Origin of the sequence: Amycolatopsis rhabdoformis, assembly GCF_035918295.1 — a bacterium.
Classification (GTDB): Bacteria; Actinomycetota; Actinomycetes; order Mycobacteriales; family Pseudonocardiaceae; genus Amycolatopsis; species Amycolatopsis rhabdoformis.
In genome coordinates this window covers 1,003,780-1,028,947 of record NZ_CP142149.1, presented here as the reverse complement: position 1 = coordinate 1,028,947, position 25,168 = coordinate 1,003,780, and the positions used below count along the sequence as shown (strand labels likewise).

The window sequence follows — 25,168 nt, the reverse complement described above, 5'->3', positions numbered from 1 at the left end:
TCTTACCGGTTCAGAATTTTTACCGAATTCCGGGCACCTGTCAACGCTTCCCGGCGTCAACGCAGGTCAGGGCACCACGACCACGGGCCAGATCGCCGCCCGCACCAGACGATTGCCCACCGAGCCGACCAGCCGGTGCCCACCCTGCTCCGACGCGCCGACCACCACCATGTCGGCGCTCACCGCCAGCGCGGCCTCGCGCAGCTCCGGGAAGGTCTCCCCGCGCCGCACGACGAACGTCACCGGCACGCCGAGCTCGTCGGCGCGGCCGTGCAGCTCGGTGCGCAGCTGCGTGATCTCCTCTTCGAAGGTCTGCTGCTCGACGTCGGCGACGGCCGCCGCGGCCAGGCCCGCCCACATCGACGGCGCCGCGACGTACACGACCACCAGCCGCGCGCGCTGGCGCCGGGCCAAGCCCGCCGCGTACGAAGCCGCGCGCAACCCCGTCGGCGAAGTGTCCGTGCCGACCAGGATCACGCGCGGTCCGTCGGTGCCCCGTTCGTACGGCCCGGATTCCCACCGCGGACCGAACTCCTCGACCAGATCTTCCACGGGGCCATTATGTCGGTCAGCCTTCGCCGGCCACGTTCTCCACCGAACGGCCGGTGGTGCGCGGCCCGAGGATCGCGATGTTCAGCGCCACCAGCACGAGCGCCGCGCCGATCACCACGAACAGCGTGGTCGCGCCCGAGCTTGCGAGCAGCGGCACCAGCACGAACGGCATCACGCCGCTGGCCAGCCGCGAGATCGAGTACGTGCCGCTCGACGCCGTGGACCGCAGCGCCGTCGGGAAGATCTCGGCCTGGTAGATGTGGTAGGCGTTGGAGAAGACGTTGCTGATCGCCGTGTAGATGAAGCCGAACGCGATGGCGAGCGCGATGGAGTTCGCGAGCCCGAACGCGAGGCCGAACACCGCCATCGCCAGCACCGAGCCGACCACGAGGTGCTTGCGCTCCAGGCGTTCCACGAGCGGCAGCGACAGCGCCGAGCCGACCGGGTAACCCAGGAACGTGAGCGCCGTGAACAGCAGCGACTGCGAAACCGGGTAGCCCTTCGCCGCGAGCACGAGCGGGACCATCGTGCCGAAGCCGTAGTAGCCGATGGTCTGGAGCACGTGGAAGATCGTCATCATGATCGTGCGCCGGCGGTAGACCGGGCCGAACAGCTCACGCACCGAGGCTTTGCGCGCGGGCCGCGCGGCCACCGGCGCGGCGGCCGGCTCGGCGGGCCGGCCCGCCTCGGCCTCGAGCGCGCGGATCACCGTGTCGGCTTCCTGCGTGCGCCCGACCGAGTGCAGCCACCGCGGCGACTCCGGCAGCCCGCGGCGCAGCAGGAACACCACGCCGGCGCCGAGCGCGCCGATCACGAACAGCCACCGCCAGCCGGCCAGGCCCAGGAACGACCCTTCGGTGAGCCCCTTCGCGAGGAAGCCGACGACCGGCACCCCGCAGAACGCCAGCGTGTACGCCCACGCGATCAGCTTGCCGCGCTTGCGCGCCGGCAGTAGGTCGGTGAGGTAGGTGTCGGCCAGCGGCGGTTCGGCGCCGAGGCCCACGCCCGCGAAGAACCGGGTGATCAGCAGCATGATCGCGCTGCCGCTGAACGCGCCGAGCAACGAGAAGAACGAGTACAGCCCCAGGTTCAGCAGGAACGCCCCGCGCCGCCCGAAGCGATCGGCGAGCCGCCCGAGCAGCAGGGCGCCGAAGAACATGCCGAGGAACGTCGAGGCCAGCAGCGGCGGCAGGGCCGCCTTGCTGAGCTTGAACTCGCTGACCAGCACCGCGCTGATCGTCCCCGTCAGGAACACCTCGTAGAACTCGAAGAACAGCCCGAGCCCGACGGCCACGGTCGCCCGCCGGTGCGTACGCGTGACCGGCAACCGATCGAGCCGCGCCGCGACCGCGGCCGTCCCCGGCTCCGCCGTGTCGAGGGGGTTCGCCATCCGTCGTCTCCTTTGACAGTCATGGCCGCGCGGATCAAGCGATCCACTATGTGATTCGTCGCCCCATGATGTGGCGGGCGATGCATGGTCGTCAAGGGTGGCGGAGTGGTGTGGATCAGCTCGAGGGGTCCACTGATCGGGATGGTTTCGGGGTTGTCGGGGCTCTCACCAGCACTAAGAGTGCGCCAGGGCGGGCTCGGACGGGTGACAAGAAATCTTCGATCCGCGAGGAATCCGGCGAACTGGTCACGGCGGGTGTCGGGGCCGGGTGGTGGATGGCGCGCGAGTGGGTCGAGGAAGGGTGGGTCAAGGGGATCGGAATCCGGTGAAGGGGCTCATCGCTGCACGTGGGCGGTCGAACAGCATTCGACGAGGGGCTCTCACGGAGCTCGGGCGGCCGATCGGCGTTCCGGGAAGGGCCCCACCGCAGTGGGGTGATCGAGCAGCACTCCGCGAAGGCAACCTTCACGCAGCTCAGGCGGGTGACCGGGCATTCGAGAAGGAGCAACTTCACCGGACCTGGGCAGCTGAACAGCAGCCCGCGAAGGGGCTCCTTGCGCAGCCGGAGCGGCACAGCCGCACTGCACGAAGGCGCCTTTCACCGAACCGGGCAGCCGAACCCAGCCTGCGAAGCAGCACCTCACGGAACTGGAGCGGCACAAAGGCATCCGCGAACGCACGCCACGCAGAACCCGGCGGCCGAACACCAGTCCACGATGACCCGGAGACCCGGTGAGCAGTTCGCTGTTGGCGCGGTACGCGCCGGCCGAGGCCGAGGTCGCGCATCCGGCACAGCCGGTCGGACGCGGGGTCGACCCCGACCGTCCCCGCGAGCTGTGCCGGATGCCCGACCCAGTGAGCCGTTCGCTGTTGGCGCGGTGCGCGCCGGCCGAGGCCGAGGTCGCGCATCCGGCACAGCCGGTCGGACGCGGGGTCGACCCCGACCGTCCCCGCGAGCTGTGCCGGATGCCCGACCCAGTGAGCCGTTCGCTGTTGGCGCGGTGCGCGCCGGCCGAGGCCGAGGTCGCGCATCCGGCACAGCCGGTCGGACGCGGGGTCGACCCCGACCGTCCCCGCGAGCTCCGGCAACCGCTCGCGGGTGCCGTGGCGGTGCTGCGCCAGGCAGCACTACACGGAGCCGGAGCAACGCAAAAGGACACCGCAGCCACACCCAGCTACAACCGCCAGCCACACCGGCCGACCAGGGTCACCCGAGCAAGAACCCCGTCACCCAGTCACATCGCGGGCCATCCCCGCCCGATACCCCAACCGCTCCGAAGCCGCCGCCGCGGCTTCCAGCACCAGTGGCGCCAACCGCGGCACGTCCGCCGCCGACATCCGCTGCGTCGGAGCTCCGATGCCGATCACCGCACTCAGTTCGCCGGTCAGGCCGAACACCGGGGCGCTCAGCGAAGCCGCGCCGAGGTCGCGTTCCTCGAAGCTGCTGGCGTAGCCGTCGGAGCGGACCGTGGCGAGCTGTTGGTTCAACTGGTCGATGTCCACGATCGTGTGGGTGGTGAAGCGGGCGAGGCCGTGGCCGACGGCGTCCCGCAGGGCGAGGCGGTCCCAGGCCAGGAAGACTTTGCCGGCGGAGCCCGCGTGCAGGGGCATGACCATGCCGACCACGAAGAGGCGGATCACGGGGTGGCGTGACTCGGCCAGGGAGACCACGGTGCGGAAGGCGCCGTCGCGCACGTACAGACACGCCGTCTCGCCCGAGTCGTCGCGGAGTTTGTGCAGGACGGGGCGCACGAGGCGCACCAGGTCGAGGCCGAAGGTGCCCGGCGCGGCCCAGCGGACGAGACCGAGCCCCACGCGGTAGGTGTCGTCGTAGCGGTCGAGGAAGCCCTCGCGCACCAGGTTGTGCACGAGCCGCTGACACGTGCTCGCCGGCAGGCCGGTGGCGCGGGTGATCTGCTGCAGGGTCAGTTCGGGCTCGGCGATCGTGAACGACTCGAGGATCTGCTTGAACTTCCGCAGCACCAGCACCGGCGCGGTGCCACCCCGCTCTTCCGCCATCGACGCCCCGTTCTGTGACCCACCCGACTGTTTCGCCGAGTGTAGTCAGCCTCGATCGTCTTGACGGCGACCCGCGCACCCGTATTCTGAGTTGGCAACTCACTATGTGGTTGGAGCGTGATCATGCAGAAGCAAGGCCCCCTCGCCGGGGTGCGGGTGGTCGAACTGGGCAACTTCATCGCGGCGCCCACCGCCGGCCGGCTGCTGGCCGATTTCGGCGCCGACGTCGTGAAGGTCGAGCGCCCCGGCACCGGCGACGAGCTGCGCCGCTGGCGCCTGCACGCGGGCGACACCTCGCTGCTCTTCCGCACGCTCGGCCGCAACAAGCGCTCGATCACGCTCGACCTGCGCTCGGAAGCCGGCCAGGACGTCGCGCGCAAGCTCATCGCGAAGGCCGACGTGGTGCTCGAGAACTTCCGCCCCGGCACCCTCGAACGCTGGGGTCTCGGCCCGGACGCGCTCAAGGAGCTCAACCCCGGCCTGGTGCTCGTGCGCGTGTCCGGCTACGGCCAGACCGGTCCGTACCGCGACCGCCCGGGCTTCGGCGGCGTCGCCGAAGCGGTCGGCGGCCTGCGCGCGCTCACCGGCTACCCCGACCGGCCGCCGACGCGCGTCGGTGTGAGCCTGGCCGATTCCGTGGCCGGCCTCTACGCCGTGATCGGCGCGCTCATGGGCCTCGTGCGCCGCGAGCGCGAAGGCGGCGGCGAGGTCGTCGACGTCGCGCTCTACGAGGCCGTCTACTCGCTGATGGAATCGCTGGTCCCGGACTTCGACGCGTTCGGCGTGATCCGCGAACCGGCCGGCTCGGCGCTGCCCGGCGTCGCACCGTCGAACACCTACCGCTGCGGCGACGGCAAGTACATCGTGGTGAGCGGCAACGGCGACGCCATCTTCCGCCGCCTCGCCCACGCCATCGACCGCCCCGACCTCGCCGACGACCCGGCGCTGGCCGACAACGCCGGTCGCGTCGCCAACACCGAGCGCCTCGACCAGGTGCTCGGCGAGTGGGCGCTCGGCCGGTCGCAGGAGGCCGCCGAAGCCACGCTGCGCGCGGCCGACGTACCGTGCGGCCCCATCCTCACCGCCGAGGACATCACCAAGGACCCCCACTTCGAGGCCCGCGGCATGCACCAGCGCCGCCGGGTGCGCATCGACGACGAGGACGTGGAGGTCACCTTCCCCGGCGTCGTCCCGGCGCTCGGCGAGCACCCCGGCAGCGTCCGCACGCTCGGCCCCGAACTCGGCGAACACACCGAAGACGTCCTGACCGAGCTCGGCTTCGACGATTCCGCCCGCAGCCGCCTGCGCGCCGACGGCGTCATCTAGAGAATCCAGAGAAGGAGAACCCACCATGGACGAGGTCCTCATCACCGAGGTCGTGCTCCGCGACGGCCTGCAGGACGAAGCCCGCACCGTGCCCACCCCCGACAAGCTCCGCCTCGCGCGCGGCCTCGTCGACGCCGGGTTCCGCGCCCTGGAAGTCGGCTCGTTCGTGTCGAAGCGCCGCGTGCCGCAGATGGCCGACACCGACGAGCTCCTGCGCACGCTCGACCCGGCGACCAACCCCGCCACCCTGCACACGCTCGTGTTCACCGAACGCGGCGCGCAGCAGGCCGTGGACGCCGGCGCCCGGTCCGTGCGCCTGGTCGTGTCCGCGAGCGACGGCCACAGCACCGCCAACGCCGGCGTGCCCACCGAAGGCGCCCTCGCCCGGCTCGAGAGCTGCGCGGAAATCCTCACCGCCGCGGGCGTCGAGATCGAGGCGACCATCGCCACGGCGTTCGTGTGCCCGTTCGACGGCGACACCGACCCGGCCCGCACCGCCGCCACCGCGGCCCGGCTGGCGAAGCTCGGCGCCGGCGTGCTGCACCTCGCCGACACCATCGGCGCGGCCAACCCGAGCCTGCTGCGCCGCGGGATCGAAGCCGTGCGCGACGCGGTGCCCGACGTGCCGCTGGGTCTGCACCTGCACGACACCTACGGCTTCGCCGCCGCCAACGCGTGGGAAGGGCTGCGGCTCGGCATCCGCCGCTTCGACTCGTCGCTCGGCGGGATCGGCGGCTGCCCCTTCGCACCCGGTGCGTCGGGCAACATCGCCACCGACGATCTCGTGCACCTGCTGCACCGCGAAGGCATCGCCACGGGCCTCGACGTCACCAAGCTCGCGCGGCTGCGCGACGAGGTCCGGCTCGCCGTCGGACACGAGCTCGGGTCGGCATTGTCGTCGGTTCCTGCCGTGCCCGCAGCGCTCGTCTGAAAATTCCCGTCCCTCCGTATTCCTGGTCATTCGGAGTACCGGAGCTGAGCCGATTGCTGGTAGCGTGCCCGGCACCTGAACGCGCGTCCGGTACCCACCGGGGAGCGCAACGCGCGCGGCGGTGAGGCGGATCGCAATGCGAGACGATGTGGTCGAGGCGAGCTCGACCGTCGGGCACCCGCCCGACGCGGTGTGGCAGATCATCGGCTCCCCCGAGCTCTATCCGAGGTTCCTGCCGGCGATCAGCTGGTGCGAGGTCACCGAAGCCGCCGTGCGCGGCCGCGGCCCGCGTTGCCTGGTCAGGTTGGCGCCCAACCGGGAAACGCTCGTGGAGGGCACCATCCACGCGGTGGTGTACCGGCCCGGCGAGCACGTGGTGTGGTGCGGGCTGCCCGACGAGCGCAACTGGGTCTCGTTCGAGCTGCGCGCGCTCGCGGGCGGGGCGACCGAGATCGTGCTGCGCCTGATGCTCCCGTCGCTTCCGCCCGAGCACTACGACCTGCTGTCCCGCTCAGCGGTGCGGGGCATGCTGAAGGAACTGACCGAACGGATCGCGCTGCAGCTGTCCGGCGAAGCCGCCGAGCCGCCCGAGTACGACCGCGCGACCGCGTTGCGCACGGCCAACACGCTCGTGCGCGCCGGCGTGCTCAAGTCCGGCCGGCCCGACAAGGTCGCGAAGCAGCTCAGCTCGCTTTCGCAGTGGGGCGCCACGATCGCCGGCGGCTACCTCGCCGCGACCGCGCGCGGCGCCGACGACATCGCCGTGCACGACGAGCGCAACAGCCGCACGTTCCGCGACATCGACGAGCGCAGCAACCAGCTCGCCCACGCGCTGGCCAAGCTCGAGGTGGAGCCCGGCCGGCGCGTGGCGCTGATGTGCCGCAACCACGCGGCGATGGTCGAGGCGTTCGTCGGCTGCAGCAAGCTCGGCGTGGACGTCGTGCTGCTCAACACCGGCCTCTCGGCCTCGGCCGTGGAGGACGTGCTCGCCGAGCACCGGCCCGCCGCGGTGCTGGCCGACGACGAGTTCGCGCAGACGATCGCCGGTGTGCAGGGCGATTTCCCGCGCGTGAGCACGTGGGACGACGCCGAGCAGGGCTACCGCACCGTCGACGAGCTGATCCAGGACGCACCGGTGAGCCGGCCGAAGCCGGCCAAACGGCCGGGCCAGATCGTAGTCCTCACCTCCGGCACCACCGGCACACCGAAGGGCGCGCGCCGCCCGACGCCGAAGGGCCTGAGCACGGCGGCGAGCATCCTCGCGCGGATTCCCTTGCGGGCCCGGGACAAGATCGCCGTCGCGGCGCCGCTGTTCCACAGCTGGGGCCTGGCCGCGTTGCAGGTCGGCATGTCGGTGCGCGCGGAGCTGTCGCTGATCCGCCGGTTCGACGCGGAGCAGACGCTGCGGATGATCGCCGAGCACCGCTGCGACGCACTCTTCGCCGTGCCGATCATGTTGCAGCGCATCCACGAGCTGCCCGAGCGCGTGCGCAGCCGCTACGACCTCTCGTCGCTGCGGATCGTGGCCAGCAGCGGCTCGGCGATGTCGGGTGCGTTCGTCACGTCCTTCATGGACACCTTCGGCGACATCCTCTACAACTTCTACGGCTCCACCGAGGTTTCCTGGGCCAGCATCGCCGACCCGGTCGACCTGCGCGCCGCGCCGACCACCGCCGGCCGCTGCCCGCCCGGCACCCGCATCTCCATTCTCGACGACGAGCGCCGCCCCGTGCCGCCCGGCGACGAGGGCCAGATCTTCGTGGGCAACGACATGCTCTTCGACGGCTACACCAACGGTTCCAGCGTGCCGCGCGCGAAGGACATGATGGCCACCGGTGACGTCGGCTACCAGGACGCGGCCGGGCGCCTGTTCGTGACCGGGCGCGCCGACGAGATGATCGTGTCCGGCGGCGAAAACGTGTTCCCGCGCCCGGTGGAAGAGGCACTCGTCGCGCTGCCCGGTGTGTACGAGGCGGCCGTGGTGGGCGTGCCGGACGAGGAGTTCGGCCAGCGCCTCGCCGCGTATGTGGTGCTTCGCCGCGGCGCGCGCATGCACGCCGAGGACGTGCGCCACTACATCCACCAGAAGCTCGCGCGCTTCGCGGTGCCGCGCGATGTCTACTTCGTGCCGGAGCTCCCCCGCAACGCCACCGGCAAGATCCTCAAGCGCATGCTCAACGACGACCTGTGGCCGCTGCCGCAGGCGTGAGGTCCGTCAGTCTTCGTCGCCGTCGAAACGCCGCGCGATGATCGGCGGGATCACGAGCAGCAGGATGGCGTAGTACCCGAGCTCCGGCCGGATCGCGCCGATCACGAACGCGATCCCCAGCGCCGCCGTGGAAAGCACGTTGTTGGCCAGCCGGCGATCCGTCACCGAACCCGGCCGCAGAGCCACGGCGGGATCGCGCCGGACGATCAGCACCAGCGCCGTCTGGCAGGCGCTGCTGAGGAAGATCGTGCCGATGTAGAACATCGTGGGGAACCGCTGCGTGCCGAACTGGCCGGCCAGCTCCGTCGGGAACGGCAGCACCGCGATGGTGAACAGCCAGAGGAAGTTGGTCAGCACCAGCGGTCCGCTGTAGGCCCGCACTTCCTCGAAGATGCGGTGGTGGCCCCACCACATCCGGCCGATCACCAGGAAGCTGAGCGCGAAGCTGAAGATCTGGTTCCAGTGCCCGAGCACGGCTTCGAGCGGGTCCGCGTGCTCCGCGGCCAGCTCCGGCACCAGGTCGGTGAGCGGCAGCACGAGCAACGTCAACGCGATGGCCACCACGGCGTCGCTGAAGAAGACGAGCCGCTCCGTCGACCTCTTCCGCTCGACGCCGCGCTCCGGATCTTGATCCACGCTGCGATCCAACCACAGCACCGGGCCCGCCGAACTCACCTCGCGAGAAACTCCGCGGCCGAGGCGCCCCAGGCCTTCGTCTCCCCGGGCGCTTCGGCCACGAGCAGGCGGGCGTCGGGCAGCAGGACCGTGAGGCGTTCGGCGGTGGGCACGGGGTGCACCGGGTCGCCGGCCCAGGCAAGCACGAGCACCGGCAGGTCGAGCCCGGCGAGCTCAGGGGGCGCCGGGAGGTCGCTGCGGGCGGCGCCACGCAGGAGCGAGGGCAGCAGGCCGGCGCCGACCCGGGGAGCGGGCAGATACCCGGCCAGTCCCTCGAACGCGGGTGGCACGGGACCGCCGGAGGCCGGCTTTCGAACGCGGCGAACCCCTCGCTCTCCACCGCGTCGGCCGTGGCTTCGTAAGCCTGCCGTTGGGCGGCCCGCGCCGCCCACCCGATCGGAGGGCGGGTGAGGACCAGGCGGCTGAAGCGTCCGGGCGCGCGGACGGCGGCGTGCAGCAGCGTCGCCGTGCCCATGGACGTGCCGAGGCCCGCGACCATTTGTACGCGGAGCGTGCGGAGCACCCGGGGCGACGGCGACGAGCAGGGCCAGGAGGTCACCCGCCAGGGCGGGCCAGGTGTACGAACCCGGGTCCGCCGCGCCGGGGACGCGTCGTGGCCGCGGGCGTCGTACCGCAGCAGTCAACGGCCCGAGGCCACGACCGGCGCCCAGTCGAACATGCCGGCCTCCTCCTGGGACGTGCCGGACTGAGTGAGCCCGTGGGCCCGGACGGCGAGTGGGCCGGTGCCCTCGGACTGCCGGGCCGGCCCGCCCGTCGTCCCGTCCGTTCAGGTCACGAGGCGGCCGAGCCGTGGGCGGTCCGCGAGAGCCGGTCCCACTGCTCCCAGCCGTCGAGGCGACGGGCGTACTCCTCGCGCAGTTCCTCCAAGCCACCGACGCCGAACAGCACACGCAGGGGCGGCTCGGGCGTGTCGGCGAGTTCCAGCAGGGCGCGACCGCTGGCCTCGAGGTCGCCCGGGACGATGTGGGCGGCGCCGCCGTAGAGGGCCTTCCGGGCGTGGGCGTAGGTGTCGTCGGGGCTGGTCTGCGGGGAGTTCGCCGTGAGGCCGGTCTGGAACACGATCGGCTCGATCAGCGTCACGTGGATGCCGAACGGGGCGACCTCCGCCGCGAGCGACTGGCTCACCGCCTCCAGCGCCCACTTCGACGCGTGGTAGATGCCCAGCGCCGGGTAGGCGACGACCCCGCCGAGGGACGAAACCTGGAGGATCCGGCCGCCTCCGCGGGCGCGCATGCCCGGCAGGACGGCGCGGGTCGTCCACAGTGCACCGAAGTAGTTCGTGTCCATCTGGGAGCGGATCTGCTCGTCCGTGGCTTCCTCCACGGCGCCGACGAGCATGTGCCCGGCGTTGTTCACCAGCACGTCGAGGCCGCCGAAGTGCGCCTCGGCCTCGGCCACGGCGTGCCGGACGGCCGTCGCGTCGGAGACGTCGAAGCCCAGCGGCAGGACCTGGTCGCCGTAGGTGTCGACGAGCGGCTTCAGCGACGCGGCGTCCCGGGCCGTCGCCGCGAGCCGGTCGCCGCTCTCCAGCACGGCCCGCGCCCACTGGGCGCCGAACCCTCGTGACGCCCCGGTGAGGAACCAGGTCTTCGGGTGCTCGGTCATGGTGTGCTCCTCTGTCGTGGTGCGGGTTCTCCCACCACCTTCCGGCGGGCGCGGCCACGCAGGCAGAGCCGGTTGCACCCAGGGACCGGCGATCCCTGGCTGACCCCCGTCGGCGGAGGGACACTGAGCGCATGGACTCCGGCCAGCTCTCCCACTTCCTGCGGGTGCGACGCGAAGCGCTCACTCCCGACGAGGTGGGGATCGTGTCCACGACGCGGCGCCGCACGCCCGGCTTGCGCCGCGAGGAGGTGGCCGCCCGCGCCGGCATCTCCACCGACTACTACACGCGCCTGGAGCAGGCCCGCGCCCCGCAACCGACGGCGTCGGTGCTGCGCGGCCTCACCCGCGCCCTGCGCCTGACCCTCGACGAGCGCGACCACCTCTTCCGCCTCGCCGGCCACACCGCCCCCGATCGCCTCTCGGCCGACGACCACGTGTCCCCCGTGCTCCTCGGCCTGCTCGACCGCCTCCACGACATGCCCGCGCAGGTGATGACCGACCTCGGCGAGGTCCTCGCCCAGAACGCCCTCGCCACCGCCGTCTTCGGCGACCACACCGCCCGCACCGGGCCGGACCGCAGCGTCGTCTACCGCTGGTTCACCTCCCCCGACGCCCGCGCCGCCTACCCACCCGAAGACCGGGCCGCCGAGTCCCGCCTCCTGACCGCCGACCTGCGCTCGGCCCTCGTCCGCCGCGGCGACGCCCGCGCCCAGGCCCTGGTCGACCAGCTGCTGGAGGACAGCCCGGAGTTCGCCGCGCTGTGGTCCGCGCACGACGTCGGTGTGCTGCGCAGCCGCCGCAAACGCGTGCAGCACCCGGAAACGGGCCTGCTGGAGCTCGACTGCCAGGCGCTGCTGGAGGAGAACCGTTCGCAGATCCTGGCGCTGTTCGTGCCGGCGCCGGGGACGGATACGGCGGATCGGCTGGCGCTGCTGGGGGTGCTGAGCGCGAGTCAGGAGCGGTGAGGTCCACTCAGGACAGTCATCGCCGCAACGCCCTCGCCGCTTCCCGGGACACCGCGTCGGCCACCGTGGCCAGCGCCGGTGAGTCCAGTTTCCACTGCTGCCAGTACAACGGCACGTCCACGGGCCGGTCGGGCGCGAGGTCCACCAAGCCGTCCCGGAGCTGAAGTTGCAACTCCGGCACCAACCCCCACCCCAGCCCCGCGACCACGGCGTCGGCGAACGACTCCGACGACGGCACGAAGTGGCGCACCCCCACGTTCGGCGCGCGGCGGGTGAGACCGCGCAGGAAGCGGTCCTGCAGGTCGTCCTTGCGGTCGAAGAGCAGGGCGGGCGCGGCGGCGAGGGCGGTGGCCAGGGGGCGGTCCGCGAGCCAGCGCGCGAAGAACACCGGCGAAGCGACGGCGCGGTAGCGCATGCGGCCGAGGCGGGACGAGGTGCAGCCCTGCACGGGGTGCGGCGCGGACGTGACCGCGGCCATCACCAGGCCCTCGCGCAGCAGGGCGGCCGTGTGGTCCTGGTCGTCGCTGCGGAGGTCGAACGCGATCGGCGGCTCGGTGGGCACGGCGGCGAGCGCGGCGAGGAACCAGGTGGCCAGGGAGTCGGCGTTCACGGCGATGGGCAGGGTCACCGGGCCGGTCGCGTCGGCGAGGCCGAGTTCGGCGCGGGTGTCGGCTTCGAGGCGGGTGAGCTGGCGGGCGAAGCGCACGAGGACCTGGCCGGAGTCGGTGAGGCGCACGGGTTTGGTGCGCAGGATGAGTACGCGGCCCATGCGCTGTTCCAGCGCCTTCACGCGCTGGCTCACCGCCGAGGGCGTCACGTGCAGCACGGCGGCCGCGCGGTCGAACGACTGCTCGTCGACCACGGCGAGCAGCGTGCGGACCTGGTCGAGAAGAAGATCCGACATCACGAGCGCTAATGGTACGTAAGAATCTTTAGTTGGCATTAACTCGCGACGCCGCCTTACCGTCGAAAGCGTGGTTCCTGTCCTCGCCGCCGGCTTCGGTACCGGCCTTTCCCTCATCGTCGCCATCGGGGCGCAGAACACGTTCGTGCTGCAGCAAGGGCTGCGGGGCGGCGCGGTGGTGCGGCTGATCGTGTTGTGCGCCGTGTCGGACGTCGTGCTCATCGGCGCCGGCGTGAGCGGCATCGGCGCGGTGCTGCACCGCTGGCCGGCCGCGATCACGGCGATCGGGGTGGTCGGCGGTTTGTTCCTGGTGACCTACGGCTTCCTCGCGGCCAAGCGCGCGGCGCGCCCCGGAGCCCTCGTCGCGGGCGTGCTCGAACCGGTTTCGCCGCGGCGCACCGTGCTCACCGGCCTGGCGCTGACCTGGCTCAACCCCCACGTCTACCTCGACACCGTCCTGCTGCTCGGCTCCGTCGCGGCGAGCCACGGTGGCGGCCGCTGGGTGTTCGGCGCCGGTGCGGCCCTGGCCAGCGCGGTGTGGTTCAGCGCGCTGGGCCTCGGCGCGCGCCGGCTGGCGGGGGTGTTCGCGCGGCCCGCGGCGTGGCGCGTGCTCGACGGGCTGATCGCGGTGACGATGACCGCGCTCGGCGTCTCGATGATCGTGAGCCAGCTGCCCTGACACCGCAAAGAAGACCAACGCGACAATCCGCGTTGCCAATACCTCTGACTCAGAGCTACCTTGCGGACATGACCTCCTCTCCCGACCTCGCCGAGCGGCTGATGTCCGCCGTGCAGGGCGTGCGGCGCGTGGTGCGGCGGCGGGTGCGCGCGGAAGTGCCCGGGCCGCCGTTGCCGGGCGCGCAAGTCGAGCTGCTGCGGGTCGTCGAGCGGCTGCCGGGCATCGGCGTCGCGGCGGCGGCGCGGGAGCTGGGGCTGGCCGGCAATTCGGTGAGCACGCTCGTGAACCTCCTCGTCGAGGCCGGGCTGCTGCGCCGCGAGGTGGACCCGGCCGACCGGCGCGCCGCGCAGCTGGACGTGACCGAAGCCGCGCGCGAGCGCATGGCGATCTGGCGCAAGGCCCGCACCGGGCTCGTCACGACCGCGCTGGCCCGGCTGTCCGAAGAGGACACCACCGTGATCACCGCGGCCCTGCCCGCACTGGAACGGCTGATGGACGTCCTGAAGGAGGAGGGATGAGCGCCCCGACGATCGAACCCGCCGTGCGCTGCACCGGCCTGCAGCACACGTTCGGCACCACCAAGGCCGTGGACGGCGTGGACCTGGAGATCGTGCCCGGCGAGATCTTCGGGCTGCTCGGCCCGAACGGCGCCGGCAAGACCACCACCATCCGCATGATCACCACACTCCTGCCCCCGGAAGCCGGGTCGGTCACGGTGTTCGGCGTCGACGTCACCCGCCGCCGCATGGCCGTGCGCCGGCTGATCGGCTACGTGCCCCAGCAGCTCTCGGCCGACGGCGCGCTCACCGGGCGCGAGAACGTGACGCTGTTCGCGCGGCTGTTCGACGTCCCCCGCTCGCGCCGCGCCGACGAGGTCCACCGCGCCCTGGACCTGGTGGGCCTGCTCGACGAAGCCGAACGGCCCGTCGGCGGGTACTCCGGCGGCATGATCCGCCGCCTCGAGCTCGCGCAGGCCCTGGTGAGCTCCCCGCGGCTGCTGGTGCTCGACGAGCCGACGGTGGGCCTCGACCCGGTGGCCCGCTCGGCGGTGTGGGACCGCATCACCGAGATCCGCACGCGCACCGGGATGACCGTGCTCGTCACTACGCACTACATGGACGAAGCCGAGCAATATTGCGACCGCGTCGCCCTCATGCACTCCGGGCGCGTGCGCGCGCTCGGCACGCCGGCCGAGCTCGAAGCCGAACTCGGTCCGGATTCCACTTTGGACGACGTGTTCCGGTCGGTGACCGGCGACGTGCTGCAAGGCGAAACAGGAGGGATGCGCAATGTCCGCGCCACTCGTCGCACCGCCCGCCGTCTCGGCTGACCCGGGACCGCTCGAACAGCTGCGCATCCTGTTCGCCCGGATCGGCGCGATGTGCCTGGTGGAGCTGCAGAAGCTGCGCCGCGACCAGTCGGAGCTGCTCACCCGCGCGATCCAGCCCGCGCTGTGGCTGCTGATCTTCGGCGAGACCTTCACGCGGCTGCACGCGATCCCCACCGGCTCGATCCCCTACCTCGACTACCTCGCGCCCGGCATCCTCGCGCAGTCGGCGCTGTTCATCGCGATCTTCTACGGCATCCAGATCATCTGGGAACGCGACGCCGGCGTGCTGGCCAAGCTGCTCGTGACCCCGACGCCCCGCGCTGCGCTCGTGGCGGGCAAGGCGTTCGCCGCGGGGCTGCGCGCGCTCGTGCAGGCGCTGATGGTGCTCGTGCTCTCGGCGATCCTCGGGGTCGGGCTCACCGCGAACCCGCTGCGGCTGCTCGGCATGGTCGTGGTCGTGATCCTCGGCTCGGCGTTCTTCTGCTGCTTCTCGATCGTGATCGCCGGCATCGTGCTCTCGCGCGAGCGGCTGATGGGCATCGGGCAGGCCATCACCATGCCGTTGTTCTTCGGGTCCAATGCCCTCTACCCGGTGAACCTGATGCCCGGCTGGCTGAAGGTGCTCAGCCACCTCAACCCGTTGAGCTACCAGGTGGACGCGTTGCGCGGACTTTTGATCGGCACCCCGGCCAACCTCGGGCTGGACTTCGGCGTCCTCATAGGTGCGACCGCACTGGCGATCGGCGTCGCATCGGCTCTGCTCGGGAGGTTGGCTCGATGAAAAGTTCCGCTTTACCCACCGTATTCACACGGGCGCGGTCGTAGGTTGGGCTTCGTGGGAAAAGGCAAGGGGGTAGCCCCGTTTCTCGGATTGTGTGTGCTGGCAGGCGTTCTGGTGGCCGGCACGATGGCCCCGGTCGCGATCGGCGCGGGCGTTTTGTCCAATCAGGTCAGTGATTCGGTGGATTTGATCTCCGCGGATCTCGAACACGCGGACCCGCCATTGGTCACGACGGTGACGGATCGGAACGGCGGCACGATCGCGACTTTGTACTCGCAGTACCGCATTCCGGTCACCGCGGCGCAGATCGCGCCGGCGATGAAGGCCGCGATCGTGGACATCGAGGACCGCCGGTTCTACACCGAAGGCGGCGTGGACCCGCAGGGCATGCTGCGCGCCGCGGTGAACGACAGCTCGGGCGGCGACCTGCAGGGCGCCTCGACGATCACCCAGCAGTACGTGAAGAACTACCTGATCAACGTCGTCGACCGCGGGGACAAGACGGCACAGGACAAGGACCGCGAGGATTCACTGGCCCGCAAGCTGCGCGAGGCCAAGATGGCCGTGCAGCTGAGCCAGACCGTGTCCAAGGACGACGTGCTCGCCGACTACCTGAACGTGGTCGAGTACAGCGGCACCGTCTACGGCGTCGGCGCGGCGGCGGAAGCGTACTTCGGGACCACAGCGGACAAACTGACCGTGCCGCAGGCCGCGTTGCTGGCGGGCATGGTGAACAACCCCAGCGTCTACAACCCGTACACGCATCCGGACAACGCGCTCAAGCGGCGCAACACCGTCATCGACGCGATGGTGACCGCGAAGTCGATCCCGGCTTCCTTTGCCGCCACGGCGAAAGCGACCCCGCTCGGCGTGGTCGGCAACCGCCCGGCCGCACCGTCGAGCACGTGCATGGGCGCGCCGGCCGACGCCGGGTTCTTCTGCGCGTACGCGGTGAACTACCTCACCCAGGCCGGGTTCACCCTCGACCAGCTCGACACGGCCGGCTACGTCGTGAAGACCACGCTCGACCCGCACGTGAGCCAGGTCGTGAAGGACGCGGTGGACAACAACGTGCCGACCACGCAGGACGGCGTGGCCAACACGTTCGCCGTGGTGCAGCCGGGCGCGAGCGGGCACCAGGTGCTCGCCATGGTGGCCAACCGCAACTACGGCACCGATCCGGCGAAGGGCGAGCAGTCCACGAACATCGTGGCCGACGCGAGCAACAAGTTCGGCGCCGGTTCGTCGTTCAAGATCTTCACCTCGGCCGCCGCGATGGTGGCGGGCAAGGCGGGGCTGAACACGCCGCTGCCGAACCCGATGAGCAACTGCTTCACCCCGCCCAACGCGAACAAGTACACGCCGTGCTACTCGGTGAGCAACGACGGCACGAACTACCCCGACCCGATCTCGCTCACCGACGGCCTGGCGACCTCGCCGAACGTCGCGTTCGTGGGCCTCGAGTCGCAGGTCGGCATGCCCGCCGTGCTGGACATGGCGCGCAAGCTGGGGCTGCGCACCACGCTGGCGACCAACGACGCGGGCAACCCGCCGATCACCGACCCGTCGGACGCGCGGTCGAAGAACCCGCAGTACGACGAGCCGCAGTCGCAGTACTTCCAGAACCTGCTGTCGTTCACCCTCGGCAACAGCCCGGTGAGCCCGCTCGAGATGGCCAACGTCTCGGCCACGCTGATGAGCGGCGGCGCGTGGTGCCCACCCAACCCGATCCTGTCGGTGACCGATCGCGGCGGGCAGCCGGTGCCGGTGAAGCAGCAGGCGTGCGAGCAGGTGATCCCGACCGGTGTCGCGAACACGCTGGAGGCCGGGCTTTCGCGCGACACCACGGTCGGCACGTCCGCGTCCGCCGCGCACTCGGCCGGCTGGACGCGGCCGGACATCGGCAAGACGGGCACGACGCAGCTGTCCGAGTCCGTCGCGTTCGTCGGCGGGGTGGACAACTTCGCGGTGTCGTCGATGGTGTTCGCCGACGGGCCGCACCCGGAGGAGATCTGTCCCGGGACACCGGTGCACCTGGGCCAGTGCGGGCACGGTGCGTTCGGTGGCACGGTGGCGGCGCCGCCGTACTTCCACGCGATGAGCACGTTGCTGGCGGGGGTGGCGGACACCCCGGTTCCGCAGCCGGATCCGCAGTACCTCGACGCGCGGCAGTGAGGTCCGGCCGCGCTCCGGTCTGAAGCGGTGAAGGGCGCCTTGACGGAATCCGATTCCGGCGAGGCGCCCTTCGCCGTTCGTGGTGGTGCGGACCACCCGGCCGCTCCCCTGGCCACTCCCTTGGCCGGGTCCGGCGGGTCGTTGACGCCTGTTCGCGCACTGTGTCACGATTGCCGATCCGATGGCCGATTTCAGGGGGAGTGAGGCCATGAAGGGGTTTCCTGCGTACCGGCGAAGACCGCCCGCCGAGCCGTCGTCCCGTGAGATCGACCTCGCCCGCCGGTGGCTCGCACGCCGCGGCGCCCCGGTGTCGGTGCCGACGCGGCTGCTGAGCATCCGGATCGCCGCGCACACGGCGCCGTCGACGTGGCTGCGGACGTTCCCGCTCCACGCCGTCCTCGCCCTCGCCGCCGGCGTGGGGTATTCGAGCCTGCAGTACCTGCCGGGCGTGGCGGGCCGGGAGATGACCGAGGCGATCCCGCTGGTCTTCGTGCTCGCGGCGATCCAGCTCAGCCTGTGGCGCGCCCGGCGCGTGCGCGAACGCAACCTGGCCGCGACGGTGCCGCACCGCCGCACCGGGATCGCGCGGCCGATCGGCGTGGTCGACGGCTGGTCCGCCGCCACGGCGGCCACGACGTTCCTGGGCGGGGCCGCGCTGGCGCTGGCGATGGCCGTGGCCGTGCCCGGCGCGTGGACCTACGCCTGGAGCTGGCTCGGCCTGCTCGCCGTCGGCGCGCTCTGCACGGCGGTGGTCGTGGGCGCCACCGTGCGCGAACCCGTGCTCGCCGAAGACGACGCGTCGCTCGCCGCCGCGGGTGTGCTGCGGCGCGAGGCCGTGGTGGCCGCGATGCCGGCGATGTACGCGGTGCCGGTCCTGTTCGACGTCTTCGGCGGAAACCGCCAGCCGGCCGCGTTCACGCCCCTGCTCCTCGGCTACGTGGCGCTCTGCCTGGTGCTGCAGCTCGGGGCCGCGCTCGCGCAGCGGCGGTGGAAGCTGCCGCCCGGTCACTACGGCACGGTCGAGCGGACCCGGGAAACTCCGCCGGCCGCGGTGTCGGACGAGAACGTCTGGAAGCCCGCCGCCCGGTGAACCGGGAAAGGGCGCCTCGAGGGAATCGGATACCTCGAGGCACCCTTCAGCACACCGGAAGCCGGCCTCAGCCGAACAGCGGCGGCGGCAGTTCCTCCGCCAGCACGATCGACTTCAGCTGCGTGTACATGTCCAGCGTTTCCTTGCAGTACTCCCGACCCAGGCCGCTGCCCTTGTACCCGCCGAACGGCGACCCGTCCACGAGGTTGAAGTACTGGTTCACCCACACCGAGCCGGCGTGCAGCCGGTCGGCCGTGCGCATCGCGTTCTTCAGGTTGGTGGTGTAGACGCCCGCGGCGAGGCCGTATTCGACGTCGTTGGCCTGGTCGATCAGGGCGTCGTAGTCCTTCCAGCGGATGACCGACAGCACCGGGCCGAAGATCTCCTCCTGCGCGATGCGGCTGGAGTTCTCCGTCTCGAACACGGTCGGCTCGATGAACCAGCCGTGTTCGCTGCCGGCCACCGCGGCGCGGCCGCCGCCGGTCACCAGCGACGAGTCGGCGCGGCCGGAGGCGATGTAGTCCAGCACGCGCCGGCCCTGCTTCTCCGACACCAGGCAGCCGAGGCGCGTGGCGGGGTCGAGCGGGGCGCCCACGCGCACGCCCTCGAAGCTGGCACGCAGCTTGCCGAGGAAGTCGTCGTAGAGGTCGTCGTGCACGAACAGGCGGGTGCCGGCGAGGCAGGACTGGCCGTTGCAGTAGGTGGCCGCGAAGGTGGCATTGTCGATGACGCGGTCGAGGTCCTCGATGTCGGGGAACACGATGTTCGGGCTCTTGCCGCCGAGTTCCAGCGAAACCGGCACGAGCCGTTCGGCGCCGGCGTGGGCCACGAGCCGGCCGACCTCCGCGGAGCCGGTGAAGGCGAGCTTGTCCACGTCCGGGTGTGCGGTGAGCGCCGCGCCGGCCTCGTCGCCGAAGCCCGGCACCACGTTCACCACACCGGGCGGGAAAAGCTCGGCCAGCTTGGCGCACAGTTCCAAAGTGGACAGTGACGCGTTCTCGTCGGGCTTGAGCACCACGGTGTTGCCGGCCGCGAGCGCCGGGGCGAGCTTGAACGCCGTCATGATCGCCGGCACGTTCCACGGGATGATCTGGCCGACGACGCCGATCGGCTCGCGCTTCGCGATGGCCCAACCACCGGTGACGGGGTGGTTCCAGCCGTCGTGCGTCACGGCCGCCGAGGCGAAGAACCGGTACTGCCCCACGGCGATGCGGTGGTCGAGCGGGGTTTCGAAGATGGTGCGGCCGATGTCCATCGTGTCGATGGCGGCCAGGCGCTCGGCGTTGGCCTCGATCCAGTCGGCGAGACGGTGCAGCAGCAGCGAGCGCTCCTCGGGCCGCGTGGCCGCCCACTTCGGGAACGCCGCGCGCGCGGCCGCCACCGCCGCGTCGACGTCGGCCGCACCGCCGCGGGTGATCGTCGCGAGCTGCGCCCCGGTCGCGGCATCCACGGCCGGGAAGGTCTCGGCGGAGAACGACCGGAACTCCCCGTCGATCAGGGGTTCGTAGTGCGAAGCGAGCGCCGGTTCGAGCGATTCGACGGTCACGGGTGACCTCCTCCGAGTGACGTGGATTACCTCTCCTGCGGAGTATTCGGAATCGCCGACGGGAGTCAACGCGAGGTGCGCTCACTGTCCCCTGCCGTGCGCGAACCGGCCGGACGGGCTCAGGCGAAGAGCGTGCCCGCGCTCAGCAGCCGCGTGAGCTCCGCGGCCGCGGCCACGGCGCGCGCCGCGTAGTCCGGGGTGCGTGCCGGGTCGAAGCGGTAGTGCGGGATGGTGATCGTGAGCGCGCCGGCGACCTCGCCGTCGGAGAAGAACGGCGCGGCGATGCCGGAGGCTTCCGGAATCCGCTCCCCGGTGCTCACGGCGTAGCCGCGCTCGCGGATGAGCGCCAGATCCGCTTCCAGTGTGGTGCGCTCGACCATCGTGGTCGGCGAGAAGCGCTCGAAGTCCTGTGCTGCCAAGGATTCCGGGCCGCGCCAGGCGAGCACGGCCTTGCCGGCCGCGCCGGCGTGCAGCGGCGCGGTGGAGCCGAGCGGGATCACGTACTGGATGGGTTTGTCGCTGGTGCGCCCGGCTTCGAACACCACACCCTCGGCCACCGGGTCGTAGCGGGCCAGATAGGCGCTTTCGCCGACGTCGCGCACCAGGTCGGCGAGCACGTCGGCCGCGACCGGGCCGATGCCGGTGCCGCGGCCGAGGCGAGCGGCCCACACGAGCAGTTCGGCGCCGGCTTCGTAGCGGTCGCCGCCGATCGGCCGGGCGAGGCCGAGTTCGGCCAGGGCCGCGAGCAACCGGGCCGCGGTGGCGCGGCCGCTGGAGATGCCGGCGGTGAGGTCGTCGACGGACAGGCCGTCGGCCGCCGAGCGGGCGAGCGCGTCGAGCGCCGCGGCCACGCGCACGATGGACCGCCGTTCGGCCGACACCCCCGGAGTTTCCCCAGTCCCGGCCGCCGGCACACGCGGCACCTGGGCCGGTACGGCCAGCGCCGCCGTGATCCGGTCGGCCGCGCCCTGCACGAGCACACCGAGCCGACGCAGTCCGTCCACATCGGACAAACGGTGGCGCGGCACGGTGATGTTCACCGCGCCCGCCGGTTCGCCGTCACGGAAGTAGGCGGCCGCGGCGCCGGCGGCTTCGGGGATGCGCTCGGCGACGCTCGTCGCGAAGCCTTGCTCCCGCACGTGCTCGAGCTCGGCCCGCAGCTCGTCGACGTCGCCGATCGTGGCGCCGGTGAGCGTCGGCCGGTCCAAAGTGGTCAGGAACTCGTCGGGCAGGTTCGCCAGGATGGCCTTTCCGGCCGAGCCGGCGTACAGCGGTGACTTCGAGCCGATGCGCACGGTGTAGCGCACGGGTTTGCCGCACTCGACCGAGCTCACCACACTGGCCACCTCGTCGCCCGCGGAGTAGGTCAGCAGCATCGCCGTCTCGCCCGCTTCGCGTTCCAACGCCACCAGCTCGTCGTGGCCGCGCGTGAGCAAGACATTGCGCTCGCCGAGGAACTTCGCCCACGCCAGCAGCCGCGGCCCGGGGTCGTAGCGGCCGCTCGGCTGTCCGCGCACCACCCGCAGGTCGCCCAGCGTCTGCAGGATCCGGTGCACGGCGCTGCGGCTCACGTCGAGGTGCGCCGCGAGCTCGCGCACCCCCGTGTCGCCGTCCTGGCGCTCGATCACGGCTTCGAGCACCGCGAACACCCGCCCGGTCATGCCGAGCGCGCGGAACCGCGGCTCCGCAGCAGCGACCACCGACCCGGCCACGTCCGGCCCGCTCACACCCTGTCCGCTCACCTGTCTCCCTCCGCGGCCACTGTAACCAGCCGCCGGCGCGCCCCTCGAAAGCCACCGGCCGACGCCTTGACAACTCGCGCCCGCCGGGTCCAGGATCCTCCACAAGTTCGGGACGCTGTCCCGATTTTATCTCCCTCAGTGGTCAGGAGGTCGCAGGTGCCGATTCAGGGGCCGCCGGGCGTCGACATACCGGCGCTCACGAGGTGGCTGGCCGGCCAGGGCAGCGCGCTCGAACCACCGCTCGCGGTGGCGACGATCTCCGCCGGCCGGTCGAACCTCACGTACTCGGTGCGCGACGCCACCGGCGCCCAGTACGTGCTGCGCCGGCCGCCGCTGGGCGCGCTGGAGTCCGGCGCCCACGACGTGGGCCGCGAGGCGCGCATCCTCTCGGCGCTGGCCACCACCGCGCTGCCGGTGCCGAAGCCGGCGGCGGAGTGCACCGACCCGGGCGTGCTCGGCGCGCCGTTTTTCCTCATGGACTTCGTGCCGGGCCAGACGCTGAGCCCGGCCACCGCCGCCGCGCTCTCCCCCGAGGTCAAGCGGACGATCGGCCGGCGGCTGCCCGAGGTCCTCGCCCAGCTGCACGCGCTCGACGTGACCGGCATCGGCCTCGACGACCTGCGCCGCGACCGCGGGTACGTCGAGCGCCAGCTGCGCCGCTGGCAGCGCCAGTTCGACACGCTCGACCTGCCCGCGACCAGCCCGCTGCGGGAGGTCGCCGCCCGGCTCGCGGCGAAAGTGCCCGAACCGCAGGGCACCGCGCTGCTGCACGGCGACTTCAAGGCGGAAAACGTACTGCTCACGCCGAGCGGAGACGTGGCCGCGGTGCTCGACTGGGAGCTCGCCTCCGTCGGCGACCCGCTCGCCGACCTCGGCTGGCTGCTCGTGTGGTGGGCCCTGCCGGACAACCCCGGCCGGTGGATCTCCCCGCCCGCCACGCTCGCCGGTGGCTTCCCGGGCCACGCCGACCTCGTCGAGGCCTACGCCGCCCGCTCGCCGCTGGACATGGCGGACCTGCCCTATTACGTCGCCTTCTCCTACTGGCGCCTGTCGTGCATCAACACCACCACCCGCGCGCGCTTCGTCGCCGGTGCGATGGGCGACAAGGAACTCGACCTGGCCGCCCTCGACGCCCAGGTCGACTGGCAGCTGACCGAAGCGCTGCAGTCACTGGCCCCCGCCCGCTGAACCCCGGAGCACCTCGATGGACTTCTCGCTTTCCCCGCAGGCGACCGAACGCCTGGCCCAGGTCCGCGCCTTCATGGCCGAGCTGGTCTACCCCGCCGAACCCGTGTACGCGCGCCAGCGCGACGAACTGATCGCCGCGGGCCGCACCCACGACGTGCCGCCGGTACTGGACGAGCTGATCGCCGCCGCGCGCGAACGCGGGCTGTGGAACCTGTTCCTGCCCGACGAGTCCCACCTGACCAATGTGGACTACGCCGTGCTCGCGGAGGAGACCGGCCGCTCGCCGTTCATCGCGCCCGCGGCCATGAACTGCCTTTCGCCCGACAGCGGCAACATGGAGCTGCTGCACCTGTTCGCCACCGACGAGCAGCGCGAGCGCTGGCTGAACCCGTTGCTGGACGGCACGATCCGCTCCGGCTTCTCGATGACCGAGCCCGACGTGGCCTCCTCCGACGCCACCAACATCGCCACCACGATCGACCGCGACGGCGACGAGTACGTGATCAACGGACGCAAGTGGTTCACCACCGGCGCCGCCGACCCGCGGTGCAAGCTGCTGATCGTGCTCGGCAAGAGCGACCCCGACGCGCCGAAGCACCGGCAGCACTCGATGGTGCTCGTGCCGATCGACACACCGGGGGTGAAGGTCGAACGCGCGCTGCCGGTGTTCGGGTTCCGGGACCAGCAGGGACATTGCGAGATCAGCTACACCGACGTGCGGGTGCCGGTGAGCAACCTGCTCGGCGAGCAGGGCGGCGGCTTCGCCGTGGCGCAGGCCCGGCTCGGACCGGGCCGGATCCACCACTGCATGCGTGCGGTCGGCATGGCCGAACGCGCCCTGGAGCTCGCCTGCAAGCGAGCGCTGTCGCGCACCGCGTTCGGCGGCCCGCTGGCCGACCAGGGGGTGGTGCGTCAGCAGATCGCCGAGTCGCGCATGGAGATCGACCAGGCGCGGCTGCTGGTGCTGCGCACCGCGTGGCTGATCGACGAGGTCGGCGTGCGCAACGCGCGCTCGGACATCGCCGCCATCAAGGTGGTCGCGCCGCGCGCCGCCCTGTCCGTGCTCGACCGGTCGATCCAGATCCACGGCGGCGCCGGCGTGACCGACGACCTGCCACTGGCCGAGATCTGGAGCCGCGCGCGCACGCTGCGCATCGTCGACGGCCCGGACGAGGTGCACGTGCGCACCGTCGCGCGCCAGGAGCTCAAGCGCTACCAGCAGAAGGGAAACTGACGTGGCGGACCTGGAGTTCGAGGTCGCCGGCGGCGTCGGCACCATCCTGCTGAACCGGCCCGAGCGCAAGAACGCGTTCACGCTCGCCATGCTCGAGCAGTGGGTGCGGATCATCGAAGACGCGCGCACCGACGACACGATCCGCGTGCTGGTGGTCACCGGCGCCGGCGGCGCGTTCTGCTCGGGCGTGGACCTCGGCGTGTTCGACGACGAGACCCGCACGCCGCTCAAGGACAAGACGCTGCTCACCGACCGTGTGCACCGCGTGGCCTACGCGCTCGAAGACTTCGACAAGCCGGTGATCGCCGCGGTCGACGGTGTCGCGGTGGGCGCGGGCATGGACTTCTCGCTGATGGCCGACATTCGCTTGGCGTCGGCGTCGGCCCGGTTCTCCGAAGGCTACGTGCGGGTGGGGCTCGTGCCTGGCGACGGCGGCTGCTACCTGCTGCCGCGCCTGGTCGGGATGTCCCGCGCGCTGGAGCTGCTGTGGACCGGCGACTGGGTCGGCGCCGAGGAAGCCGAACGCATCGGCCTGGTCAACCACGTCTACCCCGACGCCGAGTTCGCCCGACGGACAGCGGAGTTCGCGGCCAAGCTCGCCGCCGGACCCCCGCTCGCCCTGCGCACCATCAAGCGCGCGACCCACCAGAGCAGCCGCACGGACCTGCGGACCGCGCTCGACCTCATTTCCTCGCACCAGGCCGTGATCCAGTCCACTCGCGACTCCGCGGAGGCCCTGAGCGCCTTCCGGGAGAAGAGAACCCCGGTCTTCGAAGGCCGCTGAACCCGCCGGCCCCGGTCCCCCA

The 25,168-nt window shown here is 71.7% G+C and carries 23 protein-coding genes; 14 read left to right on the top strand and 9 right to left on the bottom strand.

All coding sequences use genetic code 11. The features are described 5' to 3' along the window. Positions 1–66: 66 nt before the first annotated feature. The 3 genes from VSH64_RS04750 to VSH64_RS04740 form a co-directional block, all read right to left on the bottom strand. Positions 67–552: a universal stress protein gene (locus VSH64_RS04750; RefSeq protein WP_326834225.1), complete on the bottom strand. Its 486-nt coding sequence runs from the start codon at positions 550–552 to the stop codon at positions 67–69. A 16-nt stretch (positions 553–568) separates the two neighbouring features. Continuing rightward, positions 569–1,942, bottom strand: coding sequence for an MFS transporter (locus tag VSH64_RS04745; protein ID WP_326834224.1), 1,374 nt, complete (start codon positions 1,940–1,942; stop codon positions 569–571). A gap of 1,227 nt (positions 1,943–3,169) precedes the next feature. Beyond that, a complete protein-coding gene (locus VSH64_RS04740; protein WP_326834223.1) occupies positions 3,170–3,961 on the bottom strand; it encodes an IclR family transcriptional regulator in 792 nt (263 codons plus the stop codon). A 123-nt stretch (positions 3,962–4,084) separates the two neighbouring features. Between VSH64_RS04740 and VSH64_RS04735 the strand changes: the two genes are divergently transcribed. The 3 genes from VSH64_RS04735 to VSH64_RS04725 all read left to right on the top strand — a co-directional run bounded on the left by VSH64_RS04735 (position 4,085) and on the right by VSH64_RS04725 (position 8,427). Continuing rightward, positions 4,085–5,287 carry a CaiB/BaiF CoA transferase family protein gene (locus tag VSH64_RS04735; RefSeq protein WP_326834222.1) on the top strand — a complete coding sequence of 401 codons (1,203 nt, stop codon included), beginning with the start codon at positions 4,085–4,087 and terminating at the stop codon, positions 5,285–5,287. A 25-nt stretch (positions 5,288–5,312) separates the two neighbouring features. Beyond that, positions 5,313–6,218 (top strand): hydroxymethylglutaryl-CoA lyase, encoded by a 906-nt coding sequence (locus VSH64_RS04730; RefSeq protein ID WP_326834221.1) that lies wholly within the window; start codon positions 5,313–5,315, stop codon positions 6,216–6,218. Positions 6,219–6,354: 136 nt separating this feature from the next. Beyond that, complete coding sequence (locus VSH64_RS04725) at positions 6,355–8,427, top strand: AMP-binding protein (protein WP_326834220.1); 2,073 nt, start codon at positions 6,355–6,357, stop codon at positions 8,425–8,427. A 6-nt stretch (positions 8,428–8,433) separates the two neighbouring features. On the opposite strand, the gene VSH64_RS04720 is transcribed toward VSH64_RS04725, so the two are convergent. Both VSH64_RS04720 and VSH64_RS04715 read right to left on the bottom strand, forming a co-directional pair. Next, positions 8,434–9,063 carry a TMEM175 family protein gene (locus tag VSH64_RS04720; protein WP_326834219.1) on the bottom strand — a complete coding sequence of 210 codons (630 nt, stop codon included), beginning with the start codon at positions 9,061–9,063 and terminating at the stop codon, positions 8,434–8,436. A gap of 35 nt (positions 9,064–9,098) precedes the next feature. Beyond that, positions 9,099–9,392 (bottom strand): alpha/beta fold hydrolase, encoded by a 294-nt coding sequence (locus tag VSH64_RS04715; RefSeq protein WP_326834218.1) that lies wholly within the window; start codon positions 9,390–9,392, stop codon positions 9,099–9,101. Positions 9,393–9,614: 222 nt separating this feature from the next. Here VSH64_RS04715 and VSH64_RS04710 point away from each other — a divergent pair, with 222 nt between their 5' ends. Continuing rightward, positions 9,615–9,812, top strand: coding sequence for a hypothetical protein (locus VSH64_RS04710; RefSeq protein WP_326834217.1), 198 nt, complete (start codon positions 9,615–9,617; stop codon positions 9,810–9,812). Between the two features lie 82 nt (positions 9,813–9,894). Here the strand turns inward: VSH64_RS04710 and VSH64_RS04705 are convergent, their stop codons facing one another. Then, the gene (locus VSH64_RS04705) at positions 9,895–10,728 is read right to left on the bottom strand and encodes an SDR family NAD(P)-dependent oxidoreductase (RefSeq protein WP_326834216.1); all 834 of its coding nucleotides are present in this window, start codon (positions 10,726–10,728) and stop codon (positions 9,895–9,897) included. Positions 10,729–10,859: 131 nt separating this feature from the next. Here VSH64_RS04705 and VSH64_RS04700 point away from each other — a divergent pair, with 131 nt between their 5' ends. Further along, positions 10,860–11,693: a helix-turn-helix transcriptional regulator gene (locus VSH64_RS04700; protein ID WP_326834215.1), complete on the top strand. Its 834-nt coding sequence runs from the start codon at positions 10,860–10,862 to the stop codon at positions 11,691–11,693. A 16-nt stretch (positions 11,694–11,709) separates the two neighbouring features. On the opposite strand, the gene VSH64_RS04695 is transcribed toward VSH64_RS04700, so the two are convergent. Further along, the gene (locus tag VSH64_RS04695) at positions 11,710–12,597 is read right to left on the bottom strand and encodes a LysR family transcriptional regulator ArgP (protein ID WP_456062093.1); all 888 of its coding nucleotides are present in this window, start codon (positions 12,595–12,597) and stop codon (positions 11,710–11,712) included. Positions 12,598–12,667: 70 nt separating this feature from the next. Between VSH64_RS04695 and VSH64_RS04690 the strand changes: the two genes are divergently transcribed. The 6 genes from VSH64_RS04690 (at position 12,668) to VSH64_RS04665 (ending at position 18,652) form a co-directional block, all read left to right on the top strand. Further along, positions 12,668–13,276, top strand: a complete 609-nt coding sequence (locus tag VSH64_RS04690; RefSeq protein WP_326834213.1) for a LysE/ArgO family amino acid transporter — start codon at positions 12,668–12,670, stop codon at positions 13,274–13,276. Positions 13,277–13,344: 68 nt separating this feature from the next. Next, positions 13,345–13,794 carry a MarR family winged helix-turn-helix transcriptional regulator gene (locus tag VSH64_RS04685; RefSeq protein ID WP_326834211.1) on the top strand — a complete coding sequence of 150 codons (450 nt, stop codon included), beginning with the start codon at positions 13,345–13,347 and terminating at the stop codon, positions 13,792–13,794. Then, positions 13,791–14,606 carry an ABC transporter ATP-binding protein gene (locus VSH64_RS04680; protein ID WP_326834210.1) on the top strand — a complete coding sequence of 272 codons (816 nt, stop codon included), beginning with the start codon at positions 13,791–13,793 and terminating at the stop codon, positions 14,604–14,606. The genes VSH64_RS04685 and VSH64_RS04680 overlap by 4 nt, the downstream gene beginning before the upstream one ends. After that, a complete protein-coding gene (locus VSH64_RS04675) occupies positions 14,566–15,387 on the top strand; it encodes an ABC transporter permease (protein ID WP_326834209.1) in 822 nt (273 codons plus the stop codon). Before VSH64_RS04680 ends, VSH64_RS04675 begins: the two co-directional genes overlap by 41 nt. A 126-nt stretch (positions 15,388–15,513) precedes the next feature. Next, positions 15,514–17,562, top strand: a complete 2,049-nt coding sequence (locus VSH64_RS04670) for a transglycosylase domain-containing protein (protein ID WP_326837907.1) — start codon at positions 15,514–15,516, stop codon at positions 17,560–17,562. A 208-nt stretch (positions 17,563–17,770) separates the two neighbouring features. Next, positions 17,771–18,652 (top strand): hypothetical protein, encoded by an 882-nt coding sequence (locus tag VSH64_RS04665; protein ID WP_326834208.1) that lies wholly within the window; start codon positions 17,771–17,773, stop codon positions 18,650–18,652. A gap of 67 nt (positions 18,653–18,719) precedes the next feature. Here the strand turns inward: VSH64_RS04665 and VSH64_RS04660 are convergent, their stop codons facing one another. Next, entirely contained in the window at positions 18,720–20,198 is a 1,479-nt protein-coding gene (locus VSH64_RS04660) for an aldehyde dehydrogenase family protein (RefSeq protein ID WP_326834207.1), read from the bottom strand. Positions 20,199–20,317: 119 nt separating this feature from the next. Then, positions 20,318–21,940 carry an IclR family transcriptional regulator gene (locus VSH64_RS04655; protein ID WP_326834206.1) on the bottom strand — a complete coding sequence of 541 codons (1,623 nt, stop codon included), beginning with the start codon at positions 21,938–21,940 and terminating at the stop codon, positions 20,318–20,320. 156 nt (positions 21,941–22,096) lie between these two features. Here VSH64_RS04655 and VSH64_RS04650 point away from each other — a divergent pair, with 156 nt between their 5' ends. The 3 genes from VSH64_RS04650 to VSH64_RS04640 are packed head-to-tail and all read left to right on the top strand — an operon-like array spanning position 22,097 to position 25,146. Then, complete coding sequence (locus VSH64_RS04650) at positions 22,097–23,128, top strand: phosphotransferase family protein (RefSeq protein WP_326834205.1); 1,032 nt, start codon at positions 22,097–22,099, stop codon at positions 23,126–23,128. A 16-nt stretch (positions 23,129–23,144) separates the two neighbouring features. Continuing rightward, positions 23,145–24,362 (top strand): acyl-CoA dehydrogenase family protein, encoded by a 1,218-nt coding sequence (locus VSH64_RS04645; RefSeq protein ID WP_326834204.1) that lies wholly within the window; start codon positions 23,145–23,147, stop codon positions 24,360–24,362. 1 nt (position 24,363) lies between these two features. After that, complete coding sequence (locus VSH64_RS04640) at positions 24,364–25,146, top strand: enoyl-CoA hydratase/isomerase family protein (protein WP_326834203.1); 783 nt, start codon at positions 24,364–24,366, stop codon at positions 25,144–25,146. Positions 25,147–25,168: the final 22 nt, after the last annotated feature.